The sequence below is a fragment of the Pseudomonas paraversuta genome, assembly GCF_904063065.1.
In the GTDB taxonomy this organism is placed as follows: domain Bacteria; phylum Pseudomonadota; class Gammaproteobacteria; order Pseudomonadales; family Pseudomonadaceae; genus Aquipseudomonas; species Aquipseudomonas paraversuta.
The window spans coordinates 18637-37353 of sequence record NZ_CAJFCL010000012.1 but is presented as its reverse complement, the minus strand read 5'-3'; the positions used below and the strand labels follow the sequence as shown (position 1 = coordinate 37353).

Genomic DNA, 18717 nt, shown 5'->3' with positions numbered 1-18717 from the left:
TCAGTTGAATCGGACTATATAGTAATACTATTTACCCAACAACACTTCCAAACAGAGCCATTTAGCGCTAACTTCTGCCACAGAAAATAAATTAGTCATACAATAAGAGAGGCCGCAATGTCTGACAAAACCCCTCCACTGCGTTCCGCCCAATGGTTTGGCAGCGCAGATAAAAACGGTTTCATGTACCGCAGCTGGATGAAGAACCAGGGCATTGCCGACCATCAGTTCCAGGGCAAGCCGATCATCGGCATCTGTAACACCTGGTCAGAGCTGACCCCGTGCAACGCCCACTTCCGCACCATTGCCGAACACGTAAAACGCGGTGTGATCGAGGCCGGGGGGTTTCCGGTGGAGTTTCCGGTGTTTTCCAACGGTGAGTCGAACCTGCGCCCTACCGCCATGCTCACCCGCAACCTGGCCAGCATGGACGTGGAAGAAGCGATTCGCGGCAATCCGATTGATGGCGTAGTGCTGCTGACCGGCTGCGACAAAACCACCCCGGCCCTGTTGATGGGCGCAGCCAGTTGCGATGTGCCGGCCATCGTGGTCACCGGCGGGCCGATGCTCAATGGCAAGCACAAGGGCAAAGATATCGGCGCCGGCACCATCGTCTGGCAAATGCACGAGTCCTATAAGGCCGGCAATATCAGCCTTGACGAGTTCCTTTCCGCTGAAGCCGGCATGTCACGCTCGGCAGGCACCTGCAACACCATGGGCACCGCCTCCACCATGGCCTGCATGGCCGAAGCCCTGGGCACTTCGTTACCGCACAACGCGGCGATCCCTGCGGTGGATTCACGGCGCTATGTCCTGGCGCACATGTCCGGCATGCGCGCCGTGGCAATGGTTCGCGAGGACTTGCGCCTGTCCAAGGTGCTGACCAGAGAAGCCTTTGAGAATGCGATTCGGGTCAACGCCGCCATTGGCGGCTCGACTAACGCGGTGATCCACCTTAAAGCCATCGCCGGACGCATCGGCGTCGATCTGGAGCTGGACGACTGGACCCGCATCGGCCGCGGCACCCCGACCCTGGTTGATCTGCAGCCTTCCGGGCGCTTCTTGATGGAAGAGTTCTACTATGCCGGCGGCCTGCCTGCCGTACTGCGCCGACTGGGGGAAAACAACCTGATCCCGCACCCGGACGCCCTGACCGTCAATGGCAAGAGTCTGTGGGAAAACGTCAAGAACTCGCCGATTTATGGTGACGACGAAGTCATCCGTGCCATCGAAAACCCGCTGGTGGCCGATGGCGGTATCTGCGTGCTGCGCGGCAATCTGGCACCACTGGGGGCCGTGCTCAAACCATCGGCGGCGACCCCGGCGCTGATGAAGCATCGTGGTCAGGCCGTGGTGTTCGAGAACTTCGACATGTACAAGCAGCGCATCAACGATCCGGATCTGCAAGTCACTGCCGACTCGATCCTGGTGATGAAAAACTGCGGGCCCAAGGGTTATCCGGGCATGGCCGAAGTCGGCAACATGGGCTTGCCTGCCAAGCTGCTGGCCCAGGGAGTGACCGATATGGTGCGCATCTCCGATGCCCGCATGAGCGGCACCGCCTACGGCACCGTGGTCTTGCATGTGGCGCCGGAAGCGGCAGCCGGAGGGCCTCTGGCGGCGGTTCAGGAAGGTGACTGGATCGAACTGGACTGCGCCGGCGGGCGCCTGCATCTGGATATCCCGGATGCAGAACTGGCGGCCCGTCTGGCCGATATTCCACCGCCACAGAAACTGCTGATCGGTGGTTACCGCCAGCTCTATATCGACCACGTGATGCAAGCCGATCAAGGTTGTGATTTTGACTTCCTGGTGGGTTGCCGCGGCTCCGAAGTGCCGCGCCACTCCCACTAACCCCGGCCCTGTAGGGGCGAGCTTGCTCGCGAGCTTTTCTCCAGCCAGCTGAAGAGCTCGCTCCTGCAGCTTGTTCGACCTTTGCCCATCAGGTTTTGTGCCACCTGTAAAACCGGCGCCTGCTATGATCGGCGCTTTTCAGCCACAGGACCGACCCGCGCCCAATGGATTATCGTCAGCCCTCCGAGCGCAAAAGCATGCACGCGCGCATCGTTCAGGAACTCGGCATGCAGATTGTTTCCGGCCAATTGAAACCCGATGACAAGCTGCCCGCCGAAGCCTTGCTGTGCGAAGAATATGCCGTCAGCCGCCCGGTATTGCGTGAAGCCACGCGGGTGCTGGTGGCCAAGGGCCTGGTGTATTCCAGGCCGCGGGTGGGCACCGTGGTCAAGCCGCGCCGTGAATGGCATATGCTCGACCCCGATGTGCTGCACTGGCTGATGCAAAGCTCACCGCAAAACGAGTTTTTTGCCTTGCTGACCAGTGTGCGCAGCATTATCGAGCCCGCTGTTGCCGCCCTCGCCGCCCAGCATGCCACCGAAGATGAGATAGCCTCGATCCGCGAGGCTTATGAGCGCATGGAGCATGCTCAAACCCCCGAAGCCTTGCTGCAACCTGATCTGGATTTTCACAGCCGGATCGCCGATGCGACCCATAACGACCTGTTGTCCAACCTGTGCAACATGCTGTCGCTGGCCTTGCGTGAAGCGTTGAAGCACTCCAATCGCCGGCCTAACCTGCACGAACTGGCGTTGCCCCGGCACAAGGCGATTCTGACCGCGATAGAAAACCACGACGCCCTCGGCGCCCGGCATGCCACCCTGGTGCAGCTGGACGATGCGCGCACCGCGCTGGATGTGGTGTTGGGACAGACGCACTGACGCATCTTTGAACCTGTAGGAGCGAGCTTGCTCGCGAGCTGTTTAAAAAGCTCGCTCCTACAACCGAAGGTCGGATCAGGCCAGGCTTTTGCTGACCACTTCAAACACGTCGCTGGAAAGCTCGCCCGAGCTGCGGATGCGCTCCAGTTCGGCTTTCATCAACGCCTGACGGGCGCTGTCGTATTTGCGCCAGCGGGTCAGTGGCGCCAGTTGCCGCGAAGCAATCTGCGGATTGAAGCCATTGAGCTCAATCACCAGGTCCGCCAGGAAGCGATATCCCGAACCATCCGCCGCATGGAAGTTGATCAGGTTCTGCCCGGCAAAGGCACCGACCAGAGCCCGTACCTTGTTCGGGTTCTTGATGTTGAAGGCCGGGTGCTCCATCAACTGTTTAACCCGCTGCAGACCACCTGGCAAACCGCTGCCCGCCTGCACACTGAACCATTGGTCCATGACCAGCGGATTGTCCTTGAACTGATCGGCAAAGCTGGCCAGCGCCGCGGCCTTTTCAGCCTCGAACGGCGAATTGACCAGTACTGCCAGAGCCGTCAGGCGCTCAGTCATGTTGTCGCTGTGTTCGAACTGCTCCTGCGCCGCGGCCAGCACCTGCGGTTTACCGCTGAGCATCAGGTACGACAGCGCGATGTTTTGCAACGCGCGACGGGCAAAATGTTCGGCTTCGGCCACATACGGCGTGACTTTCGACACTTCACGGTTGCTCTGATAGCGCGCCCACAGGCCGTCAAACAGGCTATCGGCCAGTTGCTTGCGGGCAAACTCACGGGCCACGTGGATGGCTTCTACATCGGCCACTTCGCTGATTTCGGTGAGATAGGCTTCGCCCGGCAGCGACAGCATTTCGCCAATCATCGCCTGATCCAGTTGCTGGTTGCCCAGCACAGTGCGCAAGGCTTCAACCAGACGCTGATCCATGACCAGTGCTGCGCCACGCTGATGCTGGCCAATCAATTCCTGGAGTACCAGCACGGCCAGTTGCTGACCGGCATCCCAGCGGTTAAAACCATCGCTGTCATGCTGCATCAGGAACATCAACTGGTCACGGCTGTATGGAAATTGCAGTTTGACCGGCGCCGAAAACTCGCGCAGCAGCGAAGGCAATGGCTGCTCATTGATGCCAACGAAGGTGAAGGTTTGCTCAGCCTCGGTAACGCATAGCACGCGGCTGGTGCCGCAAGCCGCCGGTTCACCCTTGAGTTGCAGCGCGATTTCTGCGCCCCGGGCATCCAGCAGGCCCAACTGCACCGGAATCACAAACGGCAGTTTCTCAACCTTGTCCGGAGTCGCCGGGCAGCTTTGGGCGAACGTCAGGCTGTAGGTTTTCTGTGCTGCGTCATAGTGCTCGCTGACCGCCAGACGCGGGGTGCCTGCCTGGCTGTACCAGCGCTTGAACTGGCTCAGGTCGGCGCCGTTGGCGTCTTCCATGGCCTTGATAAAGTCATCGCAGGTCACGGCCTGGCCATCATGGCGTTCGAAGTACAGGTCGCTGCCTTTGCGAAAGCCTGCTTCGCCGAGCAGGGTATGGATCATGCGCACCACTTCCGAACCCTTCTCATACACGGTCAGGGTGTAGAAGTTGGAGATTTCGATAAAGCTCTCGGGGCGCACGGCGTGGGCCATGGGGCCGGCGTCTTCGGCAAACTGGTGGGTGCGCAGATACGCCACGTCCTGAATGCGTTTGACCACCCGCGAGTTCATGTCGGCCGAGAACTCGGAGTCACGGAATACCGTGAAGCCTTCCTTGAGCGACAGCTGGAACCAGTCACGGCAGGTCACGCGGTTGCCCGACCAGTTGTGGAAGTATTCGTGGGCAACAATCGCCTCGACCCGCTGATGCGCGGCGTCAGTGGCGGTTTCGGCACGGGCCAGCACGGCGCTGGAGTTAAAGATGTTGAGGCCCTTGTTCTCCATCGCGCCCATGTTGAAATCATTGACGGCCACGATCATGAAAATATCCAGATCGTATTCGCGGCCGTAGGTTTTTTCGTCCCACAGCATGGACTTCTTGAGGCTGGTCATGGCGTGCTGGCATTTGTCGATGTTTTCCGGCTCGACATAGATACGCAGCGCCACAGTGCGGTCGGTCATGGTGATGAAGTTGTCTTCAACGCACCACAGATCTCCGGCCACCAGAGCAAACAGGTAGGCCGGTTTCATGAACGGGTCTTCCCAGGTTGCCCAGTGCCGGCCGTCTTCGTCGGGACCGCTGGCAATCGGGTTGCCGTTGGACAGCAGAACCGGGTAGCTGTGCTGCTCGGCCACCACGGTGGTGGTGAACTTGCTCATCACATCCGGGCGGTCGAGGTAGTAGGTGATTTTGCGAAAGCCTTCGGCCTCGCACTGGGTGCAGAACATCGTGCCGGACTTGTACAGGCCTTCCAGCGCGGTATTGGATTCGGGGTGGATCTTGACGCTGGTATCGACTACGAAATGTTCGGTGCTCGGGTGCAAAATCAGGTGGCTGTCGGTGAGCTGGTAATCAGCCGCCGTCAGCTCGGCGTCGTCGAGCTTGACCGACAACAGCTGCAGTTGCTGACCGTCCAGCTCCAGTGCCGGGAAACCCGCACCACGTGCAGGGTTGCGGCGCATCACCAGTTGCGCATGGACCAGGCTGTGGTCCTCGAACAACTCGAAGGTCAGGTGCGTCTCGTCGATCAGATACTCGGGCGCCTGATAGTCCTTCAGGTAAATCATCTGCGGTTGTTCGGTGCGCATGCTGGAGTCCTTTTACTGATGCACGGCCAGTTGATAGGCCGTGTATTTGCGAATATTGATAACGCCGGTGTCGAAGATCAGGTACTGACCCTTGATCCCCATCAGCGTGCCTTCAACGATCGGATCTTTGTCCAGGTTGAAACTGACGATCTTGCTCGGATACTGCTCCACCGGGTAACGGATCTCAACGGGTTCTGCAGTCGCCAGGGGTTGGACCGCCTGTAACCCGAAACGCTCCTGCAAGGCCTGCATGCCTTCGGCGCAACTCTCGAATAACTGTTCGCGCACCGCCACCAGGTCCACCGGCTCGGCATCGCCCTTGAGCAGTGCGCGCCAGTTGGTACGGTCGCCCACTTGCGAGCGAAACAGGTCCTCGACAAAACCCGATTGCTGACGGGTGGCCACTCGCACAATCGGCAGCGCCTGGCTGGCGCCCTGATCGAGCCAGCGGGTCGGCAACTGGGTGGCACGGGTGATGCCGACCTTGATCCCCGAAGAATTGGCCAGATACACCACGTGGTCGGTCATGCAGAACTGCTCGCCCCACGACGGGTCACGGCAGGTGCCTGCATCATAATGGCAACGCTCCGGGCTCATGATGCACATGTCGCACTGCGCCAGCTTGGTCATGCACGGGTAGCAATAGCCCTGGCTGAAGCTCTTCTTGGTTTTGCGCCCGCAGTGAGTGCAGTTGATCTCACCCAGGTATTCCAGACGCAACCGGGTGCCGATCAAAGGATTGACCGGCAGCTCGGTATCGCCCAGACGAAACGCATATTGAACGGTCGGCGTCTCTAAACGTGCCGACATCTTGCTGATTGCACCGCGACCAATTTCAATCAATGGATAGCATCCGACTTGAACAGGATGTTGGGTACGGGTGCCGATTTCGAGCTGCACTCTTGCGGGCCCATGTAGCCGGTGCGCTGCTCTTCGGGCAGGTTGTTGACTTCCCAGGCGATCATCGCCTGCAGCGACAGCTCGCGCTGCTCGGCAGTGAGCTTGTTACCGTCGGCCCATTTACCGATTTCAACGGCCAGTTTCAGGCTCTGATAGATCTCGGGAGTGATGTTTTGAATCATTTCGTTGAAAGAGGACATGGTTCTGTTTCCGCTCTTTGAAAATTAACTTTTAGCCGCAGGGCCAGCTTGCTCGCGAGCAAGCTGGCTCCTACAGGGTTTGAACAGCTTTGCGCCGGGCCCAAAGGCCGCCCAGCAGGCCGGTCAGGCAACCGATCAACAGACCGCCGACATGGGCCGCGTTGGCGATCTGGCCAAAACCTATCATCGACACCAGCCCCGACATGCACAGCGCCAGCCACACCAGCATCATTACCAGCACTCCGCGAGGCAGGTGATACATCGGGTTGGGCGCCATCAACTGGTAAATCCAGACATGCCCCAGCAGGCCGTACAACACCCCCGACAACCCGCCAAACAGGCTCGGGCCGCCAAACAGGTATTGGGCGAAGTTGGAGACCAGGCTGAACAGCAGGCTCAGGCCGATCAGGTTGATGCTGCCCTGGCGCATTTCAATCCGTCGCCCCAGCTCCCAATACCACATGCCGTTCATGGCAATGTGCAGAAAACCGAAGTGGATCAGCATCGGCGTGAACAATCTCCACCACTGCCCCGCTGCCAGGCTATCGGACAAAGGTGTGAACTGGATGTACTGCCCGTGAATGCTGAAATCGACAAACGTCAGCGCGCTCAGGGTCGACAGGTTGTCCCCCAGTTGCGTCACGGCAGCCACTATCACGCATAGCAAGAGAACGATGGCCGTTGCCGGGCTGTCGCGCACCTGCTGGACGAACCCCGGGCGGGCCATGGCCGGCGGACGCTCGACTATGGGCAGTTCATGCTCGGGGTCACCTGCCGGAAAACGCTGATACAGGCTGCGCACATCATCGGCAATGGTTTCGGGGGCCCACAACACCAGTTCCCCCGCCTCCTCACTGACCCTATGCGGCACTTGCATGCGCTTGAGCAAATGCACAAAACCGCTGAGGTCGGTAGACAGCGGCAAACGTAAAACAGCAACAGCACTCATTGAATCGCCTCCGGGCGTTCCACATCTACCCACACGAACTTGTTCGGATCGAGCCGGGTTTCCTGATCAAGGCGATAAGCCACCAGCTTGCCGTATAGCACCGCGCTGTAATCCAGGCAGGCCAGGTTGGGGCGGATCGGCGCCGGATTACCACTGCGCCAGTAATGACCGACAAACAACAGCGGTTCATCGCTGCCGTAACGCAACAACGTATCCTTCTCAATGCTGGACAGCGGCTTTTGCGCCACGCGCTCGGGCAGTGCATCAGGCTGGAACACAATGTCTCCGTAGGTTTTAGGGTCGTCTTCCCAGAACTTGGTGCGAAAGAACGCCCGCGTCAGACCATCGCCGCCAGTCAGCGTCATGCCGTCCGGCAAGCGCATGTCGGTACCGCGCAAAAGCCGGTTGAAACTCAGGTTGGCGAAACTTTCAGGCATGGCTGCGGCCTGCAGAAACGGCTGGTCAATGCAGCCATCGGGAAATTCCCCGCGCAGGGTTGCAATCACCCGGGCATCCCAACAGGCATGCACTACCCGAAAACGACCGGCGTCGACAAACAGCGGCATGTCGTAAAACCACTGCACGAACTCGCGCCACTCGTCTGGATACGGGGCGAATTGTTCGAGGGTTTCGTGAATTAACCGGGCATGGCGCGGGGTATGTTCACGCACATGCAGCTTGCCACTGCCCGCAGGTGCCGGGGTACACCAGCCCAGCGCGTTGAATTCATGGTTGCCCATCAGGCACAGCGCCTGACCGGTCCTGACCATGTCATGCACAATATGCAGCGACTCGCGAATGCGCGGGCCGCGGTCAATGATGTCACCGAGAAACACCGCCATCCGTTGCGGGTGTCGCCAGATACCGGCGAGTTTGCGATAGCCCAGACGCTCCAGCAGGTGCTCAAGGGTATGAGCACAGCCATGCACGTCACCGATCAAATCGTAACTGCGCGCTGGATCTAGCATCAGTCAGCCCTGCCGCCCAAACGGCTGCCCCAGCCGAGTTTGGTCCTGCACACTTCGTAGTAGTTGTGGTCCAGCGGATGAATCAGGCGCAGTTTCTGCGCTTTTTTACTGACGGTGATGGTGTCACCCGGCGCGCAGGTGAAATGGTTCTGGCCGTCGCAGGACACTTGCGGGTAGATCTGCATGTCCTTGGCCACCACGATTTTCAACTCGCTGTTGCCGTCCACCACAATCGGACGGCTGCTGAGGGTGTGCGGGTACATCGGAACTATGACGATGGCATCCAGCTTGGGATGCATGATCGGGCCACCGGCCGACATGGCGTAGGCGGTAGAACCGGTGGGAGTGGCCACAATCAGGCCGTCGGCCTTCTGGCTGCAGACGAACTGGCCGTCGATATGCAGTTCGAATTCGATCATGCGCGTTGATTTGCCGGGGTGCAGTACCACGTCGTTCAGGGCATCGCCCTGGCCAATGGCTTCGCCGTGGCGGCGGACTTCAGCTTGCAGCAGAAAACGGTTTTCAACCAGATAGTGGCCATCGAGCACTTCGGCGACCTTGATTTCCAGCTCGTCGGGACGGATGTCGGTCAGGAAGCCCAGGCTGCCACGGTTGATCCCCAGTACCGGGACATTGTGCCGGGCCAGCGCCCGGGCCGCGCCCAGCAAACTGCCATCACCACCGACCACTATCACCATGTCGCACACTTCACCGAGCATTTTGCGCGATGAGGTTTGCAGGCCATGGCCGGGTAAAACCTCACCAATGGTGTCTTCGAGGATCACGTGCATGTGCCGCTCAAGCAGGAATTTTTTCAGTCGGCGAACCGTATCGAGCACCTGTGAACTGCCCAAACGACCAATGATGCCGATATTACGAAATTGCTCCATGAGGCTCCTGCAAGGTTCTAGGCGTGCGAAAACAGCGATTATGGGCGAAACGGGACGATAGACAAAACCCTTTCAGTCAGTGTGCAAACAGCTATGCTCGCACAATGATCCTCTTCCCCGACTTGCTCAACCTGCCCCGCCAATTGCGTCACCCCGAGGTGCGTGATCTGGCGTGGGTGATTCTCGCTCCGCCCATGCTTGAACAGACCCCCTGGCCACAGCGCCACCCCCTGGCCGGCAGCGCATGGGTCCAGGCCCCCGAGCAGCTGGAACGCTGGCTGCGGGCTCTGGACAGCAACAGCGAGCCCTTGCAGCAATGGCTGGCACTGGCCACCACCCGCCGACTGGGCCGTTATTATGAGCGGCTGTGGCAGTTTGCCGTACAGCACGCGCCGGGAGTCGAACTGATCGCCGCCAACCTGCCGATCCGCCTGGGTGGGCATACCCTGGGCGAGCTGGACATGGTGCTGCGTGATCGCGACGGCGTACATCACCTGGAACTGGCGATCAAGCTCTACCTCGGTCCGCAGCAAGGTGATGGCAGTGATCCTGCCCAGTGGCTGGGCCCCGGCAGCAATGACCGGCTGGACCGCAAGCTCAGGCATTTCAGCCAGCATCAATTACCCATGTCACAGCGCCCTGAAAGCCGCGAAATTCTCGCCGGGCTGGATGTACAGACCTTCAGCGCCCACATGTGGCTGGGGGGCTACCTGCTGTACCCGTGGCCGGGCCAGTCTCGGCCGCCACTGGGCGCCAACCCGCAGCACTTGCGTGGCAGGTGGCTGCATCAAAGTGACTGGCCTGCGTTTATCGGGCAAAGCGCTGCCGGTTGCTGGCAGCCCTTGCCCCGGCATGCCTGGCTCGCCCCGGCGCACTATGGCCCGGAGGGCATCTGGAGCGGGCAACAGCTGCAGGTCTGGCTCGACGAACTGCACCCCCAAGCCCCGGCCCAGCTGTTGGTACGCCTCACCGAAAGCCCCCAAGGTGACTGGGAAGAAGCTGAGCGGCTGTTTCTGGTGGCCGATCTATGGCCAAATTTGCCCGGAACCCCTGAAAACTGACACATCTCAGGTGCAACCTGACACAACCCGTTTAAAGTGAAGCTACTCCGTCGAACAAGAGCGGAGGTTTTAGACCTGAATCGAGAGGAAACAGCATGTCCTGGAAAAGCACCGCCGATCAATACAGTCGAATGTCCATCGCCCTGCACTGGCTCATGGTGCTGTTGTTTGTACTGATTTATGCGGCCATCGAGTTTCGCGGGATATTCCCGAAGGACAGCGATGGGCGCAATCTGATGAAAGACGCGCACTTCATGCTCGGCCTGACGGTGTTTGTGCTGGTCTGGCTGCGGTTGCTGGCGCGAACCCTGGGCGCGGCACCAAAAATCACCCCGACCCCGCCGGCCTGGCAAACAGCCCTCGCCACCTTGATGCACTGGGCGCTGTACCTGTTCATGATCGCCATGCCGGTGCTGGGCTACCTGATCCTCAGCAACAATGACAAATCGGTGTTTTTCTATGGTTTCGACCTGCCGCCGCTGACCGCCAAGGACGTGGACTTCGCCAAGCAGATCAAAGGCTGGCACGAACTGGGGGGCACCATCGGTTACTGGCTGATAGGTTTGCACGCCGTGGCGGGCCTGGCGCATCACTACCTGATCAAGGACAACACCCTGTTGCGCATGCTGCCCCGCCGCCGATAAACCAGCGGTGAAATGTGAAATGTAGGAGCGAGCTTGCCTCGCGATCTATTCTCGCGATCCATTAATGACGAAGAGCTCGCGAGACAAGCTCGCTCCTACAGCAGGGCCTCAAACCCCCGGCGGCCCTGCAAACCGCCGGTGTGCACAAACACCAGGCGCTGACCGGCGGTAAACCGCCCCGCCTCGACCGCCTGTTTGAGCGCCATTAACGCCTTGCCGGTGTACAAGGGTTCCAGCGGCAAGTCGCTGGCCGCTTCACTGTCGCGAATAAAGTCCAGCAACGCCCCGTCGACTTTGGCAAAACCACCGCGACTGGCATCAATCAGTTCATGATTGCCCGGCCCCCACCCTGCCTCCAGCAAAATCCGCTCCACCTGGGCCGCCACGCCATGGTCATCCGGCACCGCCAGCGCGCCATAAACCCTTCGCTGCGGGTCTTCGCCCAGTATCAGCCCGGCCAGCGTAGTCCCGGTGCCGGCTGCCAGCCACCAGCCGTGGTAATCGTCCCAGCCCAGGGAACTCAACTGCTCACGTACCTGGCCCACCAGCGGCATGCAGCCTGCAGCGCCCACCAGCCCGCCGCCGCCTTCAGGTACGTTATGCAACAGTGGATAGCGCTCCTGCCAGGGCTCCCAGAAACCCGGAGCATGGCGCGCCCGATACCCGGCAAAACCCAGCCAGTGCAACTGCATGCCGAACCGCTCCAGATCGAGGGTGGTCGGGGTTTGCTGTGGGTGCCCGCGCAGCAGGCCCACTGTCGCAAAGCCAAAGCGCTTGCCGGCCGCCGCCAGGGCATGCAAATGGTTGGAGTGGGCGCCGCCCAGACTGATCAGTCCATGGGCCCCGGCAGCGTGCGCCGCCTGCAAATACCCTGTGAGCTTGAACCACTTGTTGCCGCTGATCAGCGGGTCAATCCGGTCCAGGCGCAGCACCGCCACTTCAACCCCGGCCTGCTGCAGCCAGGCAAAGTGCAGCGGCTGCAACGTGGCTCGGGGATGCCAGTCAATCAAGGGCAACATCATGGCGGCTTCCATTTAAAAGGAAGCCAGTTTAGCGCACCCGACAACAGGCGCAGCCTGTCGGTTTTCACACGCCAGTCGACCAATAAACCGACTCGATCACCGGCTTCTTGGTAAGGTGTGCGCCGACTTTCGTAGCCAGCTAACGACCTGCTGGCCGCTGCTTTGTGTTTACTGACGTGAGACGCCCCAGAAATGCCCGAGCCGATCCCTCTTAAAGATCACGAAACCGAGAAGCGTCTGGTCAATAAACGCCTGATTGCCTGCGCCCTGCTGGTGCTGACGGTCAGTTGCACCCTGATCGGCCGAATGTACTTTTTGCAAGTCACCGAATTTGACTACAACTCGACGGTGTCGGAGAACAACCGGGTGCATGTGTTGCCGATCCCGCCGGAACGCGGCTTCATTTACGACCGCAACGGCGTGCTGCTGGCCGACAACCAGCCCAGCTTCAACATGACCATCACCCGCGAACGTGCCGGCGATACCGCCAAAGTGCTGGACTCGGTCATGAGCATCCTGCACTTGCCGGAAGAAGACCGCGCCGTCTTCGCCAAATCAATGAAGCAGGCCCGCCACCCGTTTGACCCCTCGACCCTGCTGTATGAGCTGAGCGAAGAGCAGATCGCGCTGCTGGCGGTCAATCAGTTCCGCCTGCCGGGAATCGATGTAGAAGCCCAGTTTGTACGCCACTATCCCCAGGGCGATCATTTCGCCCACTCGGTGGGATACGTTGGCCGCATCAACGAGAAAGAAGCCAAACAGCTGGACCCCACTCAGTACCGGGGCACGCAATCGATCGGTAAAACCGGTATCGAACGCTTCTACGAGCCCGAACTGCACGGCAAGGTCGGCTTTGAAGAGGTCGAGACCAACGCCCAGGGCCGGGTGATGCGGGTGCTGCGCCACACCGACGCGGTGGCAGGCAAAAACATCGTGTTGAGCCTCGATATCAAACTCCAGGAAGCCGCTGAAGAAGCCCTGGGTGACCGTCGTGGCTCAATCATTGCCCTGGACCCGAAAACCGGCGAAGTGCTGGCGATGGTCAGCAAACCCAGCTTCGATCCGAACCTGTTCGTGACCGGTATCAGCTCCAGAGACTACTCGGCCCTGCGCGATTCCATCGACAAGCCGCTGTTCAACCGGGCCTTGCGTGGCCTGTATGCGCCGGGCTCGACCATCAAGCCTGAAGTGGCGATTGCCGGGCTCGACAGCGGCGTCATCTCGGCCTCGACCCGGGTGTTCGACCCCGGCTATTTCCAGTTGCCCAACGTCGACCACAAGTACCGCAACTGGAACCACAGCGGTGATGGCTGGGTGGATTTGAACGCGGCAATCATGCGCTCCAACGACACCTATTTTTATGACCTGGCATCCAAGCTGGGCATCGACCGCATGCACGACTACATGGCGATGTTCGGGCTGGGACAGAAGGTCTCGCTGGACATGTTTGAAGAGTCCTCGGGCCTGATGCCCTCCCGCGAATGGAAGCGCAGCACCCGTCGCCAGGCATGGTTCCCCGGCGAAACGGTGATTTTGGGGATTGGCCAGGGCTACATGCAGGTCACGCCGTTGCAACTGGCGCAAGCCACTGCACTGATTGCCAACAAGGGCGTGTGGAACCGTCCGCACCTGGCCAAAACCATCGACGGCACGCCGCCGGCTGACGACAACCCGATCGCCAATATCGTGCTGCGCGACCCCAGGGACTGGGAGCAGGTCAACCATGCGATGCAGCTGGTCATGCACGACCCGCGCGGCATTGCCCGGGCAGCTGCCCAGGGTGCGCAGTACCGGATTGCCGGCAAAAGCGGTACTGCACAGGTGGTGGCGATCAAGCAGGGCGAGCGCTACAACCGCTTGAAGACAGCCGAGCGCAACCGCGACAACGCCTTGTTTGTCGGATTCGCCCCGGCCGAAGACCCGCAGATCGTCATCTCGGTAATGATCGAAAACGGCGAAGCCGGTGGCCGCGTGGCAGGGCCGGTGGTGCGCAAGGTGATGGACGCCTGGTTGCTTGATAATCAGGGCGTGCTGAAACCCCAGTATGCCAGCCCGCAGGTCAAGGCCCATCCAAACCCGCATGTGTAATTGATTCATCTGCAGGAGCGAGCTTGCCTCGCGAGCTTTTAAACAGCTCGCTCCTGCAGACAATCATTGGCTTCAGTAGCGGGCGTCCGCCGGTTTGCCGCCCTTTGGCCAGTCCCCGGCCTTGTCGGCAAAGTCCGGACGAGGCTGGTGCGAGAAGTACTCGGCCACGTCCACTGCATCCTGATCCGACAACCCGCCCTGCCCCAACGGGAATTTCTGGTGAAAGCCAATCGGCATATTGCGTTTGACGAATGCCGCCGCGGTATAGGTGCGCGCCATGCCCGCCCCGATATTGAACGACTCATCACCCCACAACGGCGGGAACACAAAGCTGCCATCGGCATGCTTCAAGCCTTGCCCGTTATCACCGTGGCACACCGCACATTGCTGCACATACACCACCTTGCCGTTCTGTGAATCGGGCTTGATGCCCGGGTCCACCTTGCCCACACCACGACCCGCCACTTTATCGCCCGGGGCCGTGTTCATTTTCATCCAGTCGAAATACGCCACCATCGCCTGCATGTCAGCTGATGCCACAGGCAACGGCTGGCCATTCATCGAGCGCCGGAAACAGCCGTTGATCCGTTCCTCCAGCGTCACTTCCTTGCCCGCCCGGGGTGCATAGCCAGGGAAAAACGCCGACACCCCCACAAACGGCGAACCGTCGGCCACGGTGCCCGCGTTCAGGTGGCAACTGGTGCAATTAAGCGCATTCCCGACGTTGTCCGGCAGCAAAGCCTTGGTTTGCAGGTGCAACCGCATGCCGCGCAGCACCTGGTCTGCATTGGATGCGGACAACAGACCGGCCAGGCGCGGCGTCTCAAACGCCGTAGCGTCGATGGTTTGCGGGTTGAGCTGTTTACGCATTGCCGCCACTTGCGCAGTGCTGATCGCTGACGCCTGGTTGCCCCAGCTGCTACGGACAAAACTGAGGATCTCGGCAATTTCCCCGTCACTCAACCGGGCAAAGCCGGGCATTCTGTAGACCCGCGGATGAGCCTCGGTCTGCGGGGATGCCCAGCCCGTAAGGGTGATATGCAGCAAAGAGGCCGGGTTGGCAGCAATGATGCCCGGGTTGCCATTCAATGGCGGGAACATACCTTTGACTCCGCCACCGTCCGGGCGATGGCAATCGGCACAGAACTGGGTGTAGCCCAGACCGCCACGACTGCTGAACAGGGAGTCCGGGGCAATGGCTGGCTCACTGGCAACCATCGGCATTGGCAAGTCGTCCTTGCCCGCCGGCAACGACTTCAGATAGCTGGCGATCGCCGTCAGGTCCCCATCGGTGAAATGCTGGGTACTGTGATGAATCACCTCGGCCATGTTGCCCGAGACCGTGGCAAAGCGGTTTTGCCCGGTTTTAAGCAACTGCACCGTGTCTTCGACGGTCCACAGGTTGCGCAGGCCAATTGCCCGCCAGTCTTCCACGGTTTCCCCGGCCAGATAGTATTTACCGCTACTGCCCGCATCGCTCATGGCCTTTTCCTGAAAGGCTATCCCGCGGGGTGTGTGACACGACCCGCAATGCCCCAGGCCCTGTACCAGATAAGCACCGCGGTTCAGCTGCTCGCTGCGGCCCGGCTCGGGAACGAACCGCTGGTCATCGACAAACAGCAGATTCCACAGCGCCAGCCCCCAGCGCTGGTTAAACGGAAATCCCATGTCGGCTTCCAGGTTTGCCTGCCTGACCGGAGTCACACCCTGCATCAGATAAACGTACAGGGCGCGCATGTCCTCTTCACTCATCTTCGCGTAGGACGGATACGGCATGGCCGGGTATAGATTCTGGCCGGTACGCGTAATGCCTTTACGCATCACCAGGTCAAACTCATCCAGGCTGTACTGACCAATCCCGGTATCGCGCTCAGGGGTGATGTTGCTGGAGTAAATCGTACCCATGGGTGTTTTCAGTTCCAGCCCGCCCGCCATCACCGCCCCGCCTTTGGCGGTATGACAGGCAATGCAGTCGCCGAGCCGGGCCACATACAGGCCGCGTTCGATCAAGGCATTCTGATGCAACGGATCGGCGTCAGCGGCCGTTATCGACTCGCTGGCCTGGGCCTGAACCGTGCAAAACAGCGTCAGGCCTGCGAGCACCAGACGTGGAAGGGTAAAAAGCATGGGCTATTCCTTTAAAGCAACGGCCTGGGGTGATCCCCTCGGCCATGCTGTTTTTGTTATTGACTCCTCACAATCTGTTGTAGCCGGTTTTAAACAGACAGTGCTTGACCCGGGTCAGGCATGGGCCACGTTGCCCCTTGCAGCAACGCTCTAAGCTAGTTCCAAAACGGTATTTTCCCCTTTTATTTAAAGCACTTAGATTCAGCCCACCGGACCACCGGCCCTTTGCTTGAACCTCTCTTTCAGTCCATTACAACAAGGTCCGGTCCATGTCCCTGCGCACCCTTCTCGTTGCCCTTTCACTGGCAGGCCTGAGCCTTGGCGCCCAGGCCGCCGACCTGACCATCGGCTACATCACCGGTATCGATCCGACCAAACTGGCCCAAGCGGAAGGCAGCTACGACAAAGCCATTGGCCAGAAAATCGACTGGCGACGCTTCGACTCGGGCCCTTCGGTGGTCGCCGCGCTGGCCTCGGGCGACCTGCAGATCGGTAATCTGGGCTCAAGCCCGCTGGCAGCCGCCGCCTCGCGCAACGTACCGCTGGTGACCTTTATCGTCACCGCCCGGATCAAAGGCTCAGAAGCCCTGGTGGTACGTGATGGCAGCGGGATCAAGGAGCCCAGGGACCTGATCGGCAAAACCATTGCCACCCCCTTTGTCTCCACCTCCCACTACAGCCTGCTGGGGGCGCTGAAACACTGGGGGCTCACGCCGCAACAGGTGAAAGTGGTCAACCTCAGTCCGGCGCAAATTACCGCAGCCTGGAAACGTGGCGATATCGACGGCGCCTTCACCTGGTCACCTGCACTGGGGGAAATCCGCAAAACCGGAACCATACTGACCGACGCGGGCCAGGTCAGCGAATGGGGCGCGCCAACCTTTGAAGTATGGGTAGCACGCAAGGACTTTGCCGAAAAACACCCGGAAATCGTCGCTGAATTCGCCAAAGTCAGCCTGGATGCCATTGCCGATTACAACGCCCATCAGGCCGCCTGGACGGCAGATTCGCAGCAGGTGCAGAAAATTGCCAAACTCACCGGGGCCAATGCAGCCGATATTCCGCAACTGCTGCAGGGCGCGCACTTCCCTTCGACTGCCGAGCAGAAATCCCCGCAACTGCTGGGCGGCGGCACCGCCAAAGACATCGCCCGGACGGCCCTGTTCCTCAAGGAGCAAGGCAAGATTGAAAGCGTTCTGCCGGACTATTCAGGCTATGTCAGCGATAAATATCTGCCTCAATAGCAAGCAGTGACTCACTGGCATAACAAATGCTTCCTTAGCCTCCAAGAGTACGGGTCATTGCAGGGGCTCAATGCGCTTGCCCTGAGCTAGACACGTCCCGGATCATAAGGAGGAATCTGAAGATGGCAACACCAGTAACAGCGTCACCGAGCAATCAGCCCACAGTGAAAACCGTGGGCTTTTTGGTGATACCAAACTTCACCACCATCGGTTTTGCCTCGGCCATCGAGACCCTGCGCATGGCCAATATGGCAGCCCGGCGCGAGCTGTTTCGCAGCGTGATCATTGCCCCCAACATGGACCCGGTCATTGCCAGCAACGGTATGCGCATCCTCCCCGACCATGCCGTTGGCGATGCACCAAAGCTGGATATTCTGCTGGTGGTGGGCTCCAACCCCATCGTCTCCCACCTCAGCAGCCGGCCCGTACTCAACTGGCTGCGCAAACTGGCCCATGAACAGGTGGCACTGGGGGGCATTTGCACCGGCAGTTACTGGCTGGCCCGCGCGGGTCTGCTCAAGGGGTATCGCTGCACCATCCACTGGGAAGACATCGAAACCCTCAAGGACCACTTTCCGGGGATCATCATTTCCAACCAGCTGTTCGAACTGGATCGTGATCGCTACACCTGTTCCGGCGGCGTGGCGTCCATGGACATGACCCTGCAGCTGATTGCCCGCGAACCGGGTGGCCGGGAGATTGCGGCCCATGCCGCCGAACTGCTGCTGTGTGATCGCGCCCGCGGACCCCAGGAGCAGCAGCGTGTACCGCTGCGGCAAAAGCTCGGCACCTCGCAGCCCAAGCTCAGCCAGGTGGTTGCCATCATGGAAGCCAATCTCGAAGAGCCGGTGAGCCTTGAAGACCTGGCGCGCTTGAACGAAGTCTCGGTGCGCCAGCTGGAGCGCCTGTTTCACAAGCATCTGCAGCGCACCCCGAGCCAGTACTACCTCGAACTGCGTCTGGCCCGCGCCCGCAGCCTGTTGCTGCGCAGTGAATCCCAGGTCAGGGATATTGCCCTGGCTTGCGGCTTTGTCTCGGCGGCGCATTTTTCCAAGTGCTACAGCCGCCTGTTCGGGGTATCACCCATTGGCGAACGCAAGCAGGTGGCGGTGCATTGAACCGAAAACGAGCTTGCGGGCCATGGCCGCAAGCTCGC

At 60.1% G+C, this 18717-nt stretch carries 15 protein-coding genes; 7 read left to right on the top strand and 8 right to left on the bottom strand.

The genetic code is table 11. From position 1 onward, the window contains the following. Window positions 1-117: 117 nt before the first annotated feature. Both JQ845_RS21040 and JQ845_RS21035 read left to right on the top strand, forming a co-directional pair. Entirely contained in the window at window positions 118-1854 is a 1737-nt protein-coding gene (locus JQ845_RS21040; protein ID WP_003444770.1) for an IlvD/Edd family dehydratase, read from the top strand. Between the two features lie 164 nt (window positions 1855-2018). Beyond that, window positions 2019-2735, top strand: a complete 717-nt coding sequence (locus JQ845_RS21035; RefSeq protein ID WP_203009417.1) for a FadR/GntR family transcriptional regulator — start codon at window positions 2019-2021, stop codon at window positions 2733-2735. 75 nt (window positions 2736-2810) lie between these two features. Here the strand turns inward: JQ845_RS21035 and pepN are convergent, their stop codons facing one another. The 6 genes from pepN to JQ845_RS21005 form a co-directional block, all read right to left on the bottom strand. Beyond that, window positions 2811-5468, bottom strand: coding sequence for an aminopeptidase N (pepN, locus tag JQ845_RS21030; protein WP_203009416.1), 2658 nt, complete (start codon window positions 5466-5468; stop codon window positions 2811-2813). Window positions 5469-5480: 12 nt separating this feature from the next. Continuing rightward, the gene (locus JQ845_RS21025; RefSeq protein ID WP_202210563.1) at window positions 5481-6311 is read right to left on the bottom strand and encodes a DUF2797 domain-containing protein; all 831 of its coding nucleotides are present in this window, start codon (window positions 6309-6311) and stop codon (window positions 5481-5483) included. Continuing rightward, window positions 6308-6568: a YeaC family protein gene (locus tag JQ845_RS21020; protein ID WP_003444780.1), complete on the bottom strand. Its 261-nt coding sequence runs from the start codon at window positions 6566-6568 to the stop codon at window positions 6308-6310. The genes JQ845_RS21025 and JQ845_RS21020 overlap by 4 nt, the downstream gene beginning before the upstream one ends. 70 nt (window positions 6569-6638) lie before the next feature. Continuing rightward, window positions 6639-7517, bottom strand: coding sequence for a rhomboid family intramembrane serine protease (locus tag JQ845_RS21015; protein WP_003444782.1), 879 nt, complete (start codon window positions 7515-7517; stop codon window positions 6639-6641). After that, entirely contained in the window at window positions 7514-8485 is a 972-nt protein-coding gene (locus JQ845_RS21010; RefSeq protein WP_010657257.1) for a metallophosphoesterase, read from the bottom strand. The genes JQ845_RS21015 and JQ845_RS21010 overlap by 4 nt, the downstream gene beginning before the upstream one ends. Then, window positions 8485-9375 carry an NAD(+) kinase gene (locus JQ845_RS21005; protein WP_003444785.1) on the bottom strand — a complete coding sequence of 297 codons (891 nt, stop codon included), beginning with the start codon at window positions 9373-9375 and terminating at the stop codon, window positions 8485-8487. The genes JQ845_RS21010 and JQ845_RS21005 overlap by 1 nt, the downstream gene beginning before the upstream one ends. 104 nt (window positions 9376-9479) lie before the next feature. On the opposite strand from JQ845_RS21005, the gene JQ845_RS21000 reads away from it, so the two are divergent. Then, complete coding sequence (locus tag JQ845_RS21000; RefSeq protein WP_010657256.1) at window positions 9480-10436, top strand: DUF1853 family protein; 957 nt, start codon at window positions 9480-9482, stop codon at window positions 10434-10436. Between the two features lie 95 nt (window positions 10437-10531). Next, window positions 10532-11080: a cytochrome b gene (locus JQ845_RS20995; RefSeq protein WP_003444790.1), complete on the top strand. Its 549-nt coding sequence runs from the start codon at window positions 10532-10534 to the stop codon at window positions 11078-11080. A gap of 95 nt (window positions 11081-11175) precedes the next feature. Here JQ845_RS20995 and JQ845_RS20990 read toward each other — a convergent pair whose 3' ends face one another. Further along, a complete protein-coding gene (locus JQ845_RS20990) occupies window positions 11176-12102 on the bottom strand; it encodes a 1-aminocyclopropane-1-carboxylate deaminase/D-cysteine desulfhydrase (protein WP_203009415.1) in 927 nt (308 codons plus the stop codon). Between the two features lie 192 nt (window positions 12103-12294). On the opposite strand from JQ845_RS20990, the gene mrdA reads away from it, so the two are divergent. Continuing rightward, window positions 12295-14190, top strand: a complete 1896-nt coding sequence (gene mrdA / locus JQ845_RS20985; RefSeq protein ID WP_003444793.1) for a penicillin-binding protein 2 — start codon at window positions 12295-12297, stop codon at window positions 14188-14190. A 72-nt stretch (window positions 14191-14262) separates the two neighbouring features. Here mrdA and JQ845_RS20980 read toward each other — a convergent pair whose 3' ends face one another. Next, window positions 14263-16317: a c-type cytochrome gene (locus JQ845_RS20980; protein ID WP_203009414.1), complete on the bottom strand. Its 2055-nt coding sequence runs from the start codon at window positions 16315-16317 to the stop codon at window positions 14263-14265. A 269-nt stretch (window positions 16318-16586) separates the two neighbouring features. Between JQ845_RS20980 and tauA the strand changes: the two genes are divergently transcribed. Next, window positions 16587-17561, top strand: coding sequence for a taurine ABC transporter substrate-binding protein (tauA, locus tag JQ845_RS20975; protein ID WP_003444795.1), 975 nt, complete (start codon window positions 16587-16589; stop codon window positions 17559-17561). 122 nt (window positions 17562-17683) lie between these two features. Beyond that, a complete protein-coding gene (locus JQ845_RS20970) occupies window positions 17684-18679 on the top strand; it encodes a GlxA family transcriptional regulator (RefSeq protein ID WP_203009413.1) in 996 nt (331 codons plus the stop codon). Window positions 18680-18717 lie beyond the last annotated feature (38 nt).

Excerpts from the sequence above, each read along its gene's own strand:
- JQ845_RS21015 (WP_003444782.1), bottom strand. The coding sequence starts at position 7,517 with ATGAGTGCTGTTGCTGTTTTACGTTTGCCGCTGTCTACCGACCTCAGC.
- JQ845_RS20995 (WP_003444790.1), top strand. The coding sequence starts at position 10,532 with ATGTCCTGGAAAAGCACCGCCGATCAATACAGTCGAATGTCCATCGCC.
- tauA (WP_003444795.1), top strand. The coding sequence starts at position 16,587 with ATGTCCCTGCGCACCCTTCTCGTTGCCCTTTCACTGGCAGGCCTGAGC.
- JQ845_RS21005 (WP_003444785.1), bottom strand. The coding sequence starts at position 9,375 with ATGGAGCAATTTCGTAATATCGGCATCATTGGTCGTTTGGGCAGTTCA.
- JQ845_RS21040 (WP_003444770.1), top strand. The coding sequence starts at position 118 with ATGTCTGACAAAACCCCTCCACTGCGTTCCGCCCAATGGTTTGGCAGC.
- JQ845_RS21020 (WP_003444780.1), bottom strand. The coding sequence starts at position 6,568 with ATGTCCTCTTTCAACGAAATGATTCAAAACATCACTCCCGAGATCTAT.
- JQ845_RS21035 (WP_203009417.1), top strand. The coding sequence starts at position 2,019 with ATGGATTATCGTCAGCCCTCCGAGCGCAAAAGCATGCACGCGCGCATC.
- JQ845_RS20980 (WP_203009414.1), bottom strand. The coding sequence starts at position 16,317 with ATGCTTTTTACCCTTCCACGTCTGGTGCTCGCAGGCCTGACGCTGTTT.
- pepN (WP_203009416.1), bottom strand. The coding sequence starts at position 5,468 with ATGCGCACCGAACAACCGCAGATGATTTACCTGAAGGACTATCAGGCG.
- JQ845_RS21010 (WP_010657257.1), bottom strand. The coding sequence starts at position 8,485 with ATGCTAGATCCAGCGCGCAGTTACGATTTGATCGGTGACGTGCATGGC.
- JQ845_RS21000 (WP_010657256.1), top strand. The coding sequence starts at position 9,480 with ATGATCCTCTTCCCCGACTTGCTCAACCTGCCCCGCCAATTGCGTCAC.
- JQ845_RS20990 (WP_203009415.1), bottom strand. The coding sequence starts at position 12,102 with ATGATGTTGCCCTTGATTGACTGGCATCCCCGAGCCACGTTGCAGCCG.
- JQ845_RS20970 (WP_203009413.1), top strand. The coding sequence starts at position 17,684 with ATGGCAACACCAGTAACAGCGTCACCGAGCAATCAGCCCACAGTGAAA.
- mrdA (WP_003444793.1), top strand. The coding sequence starts at position 12,295 with ATGCCCGAGCCGATCCCTCTTAAAGATCACGAAACCGAGAAGCGTCTG.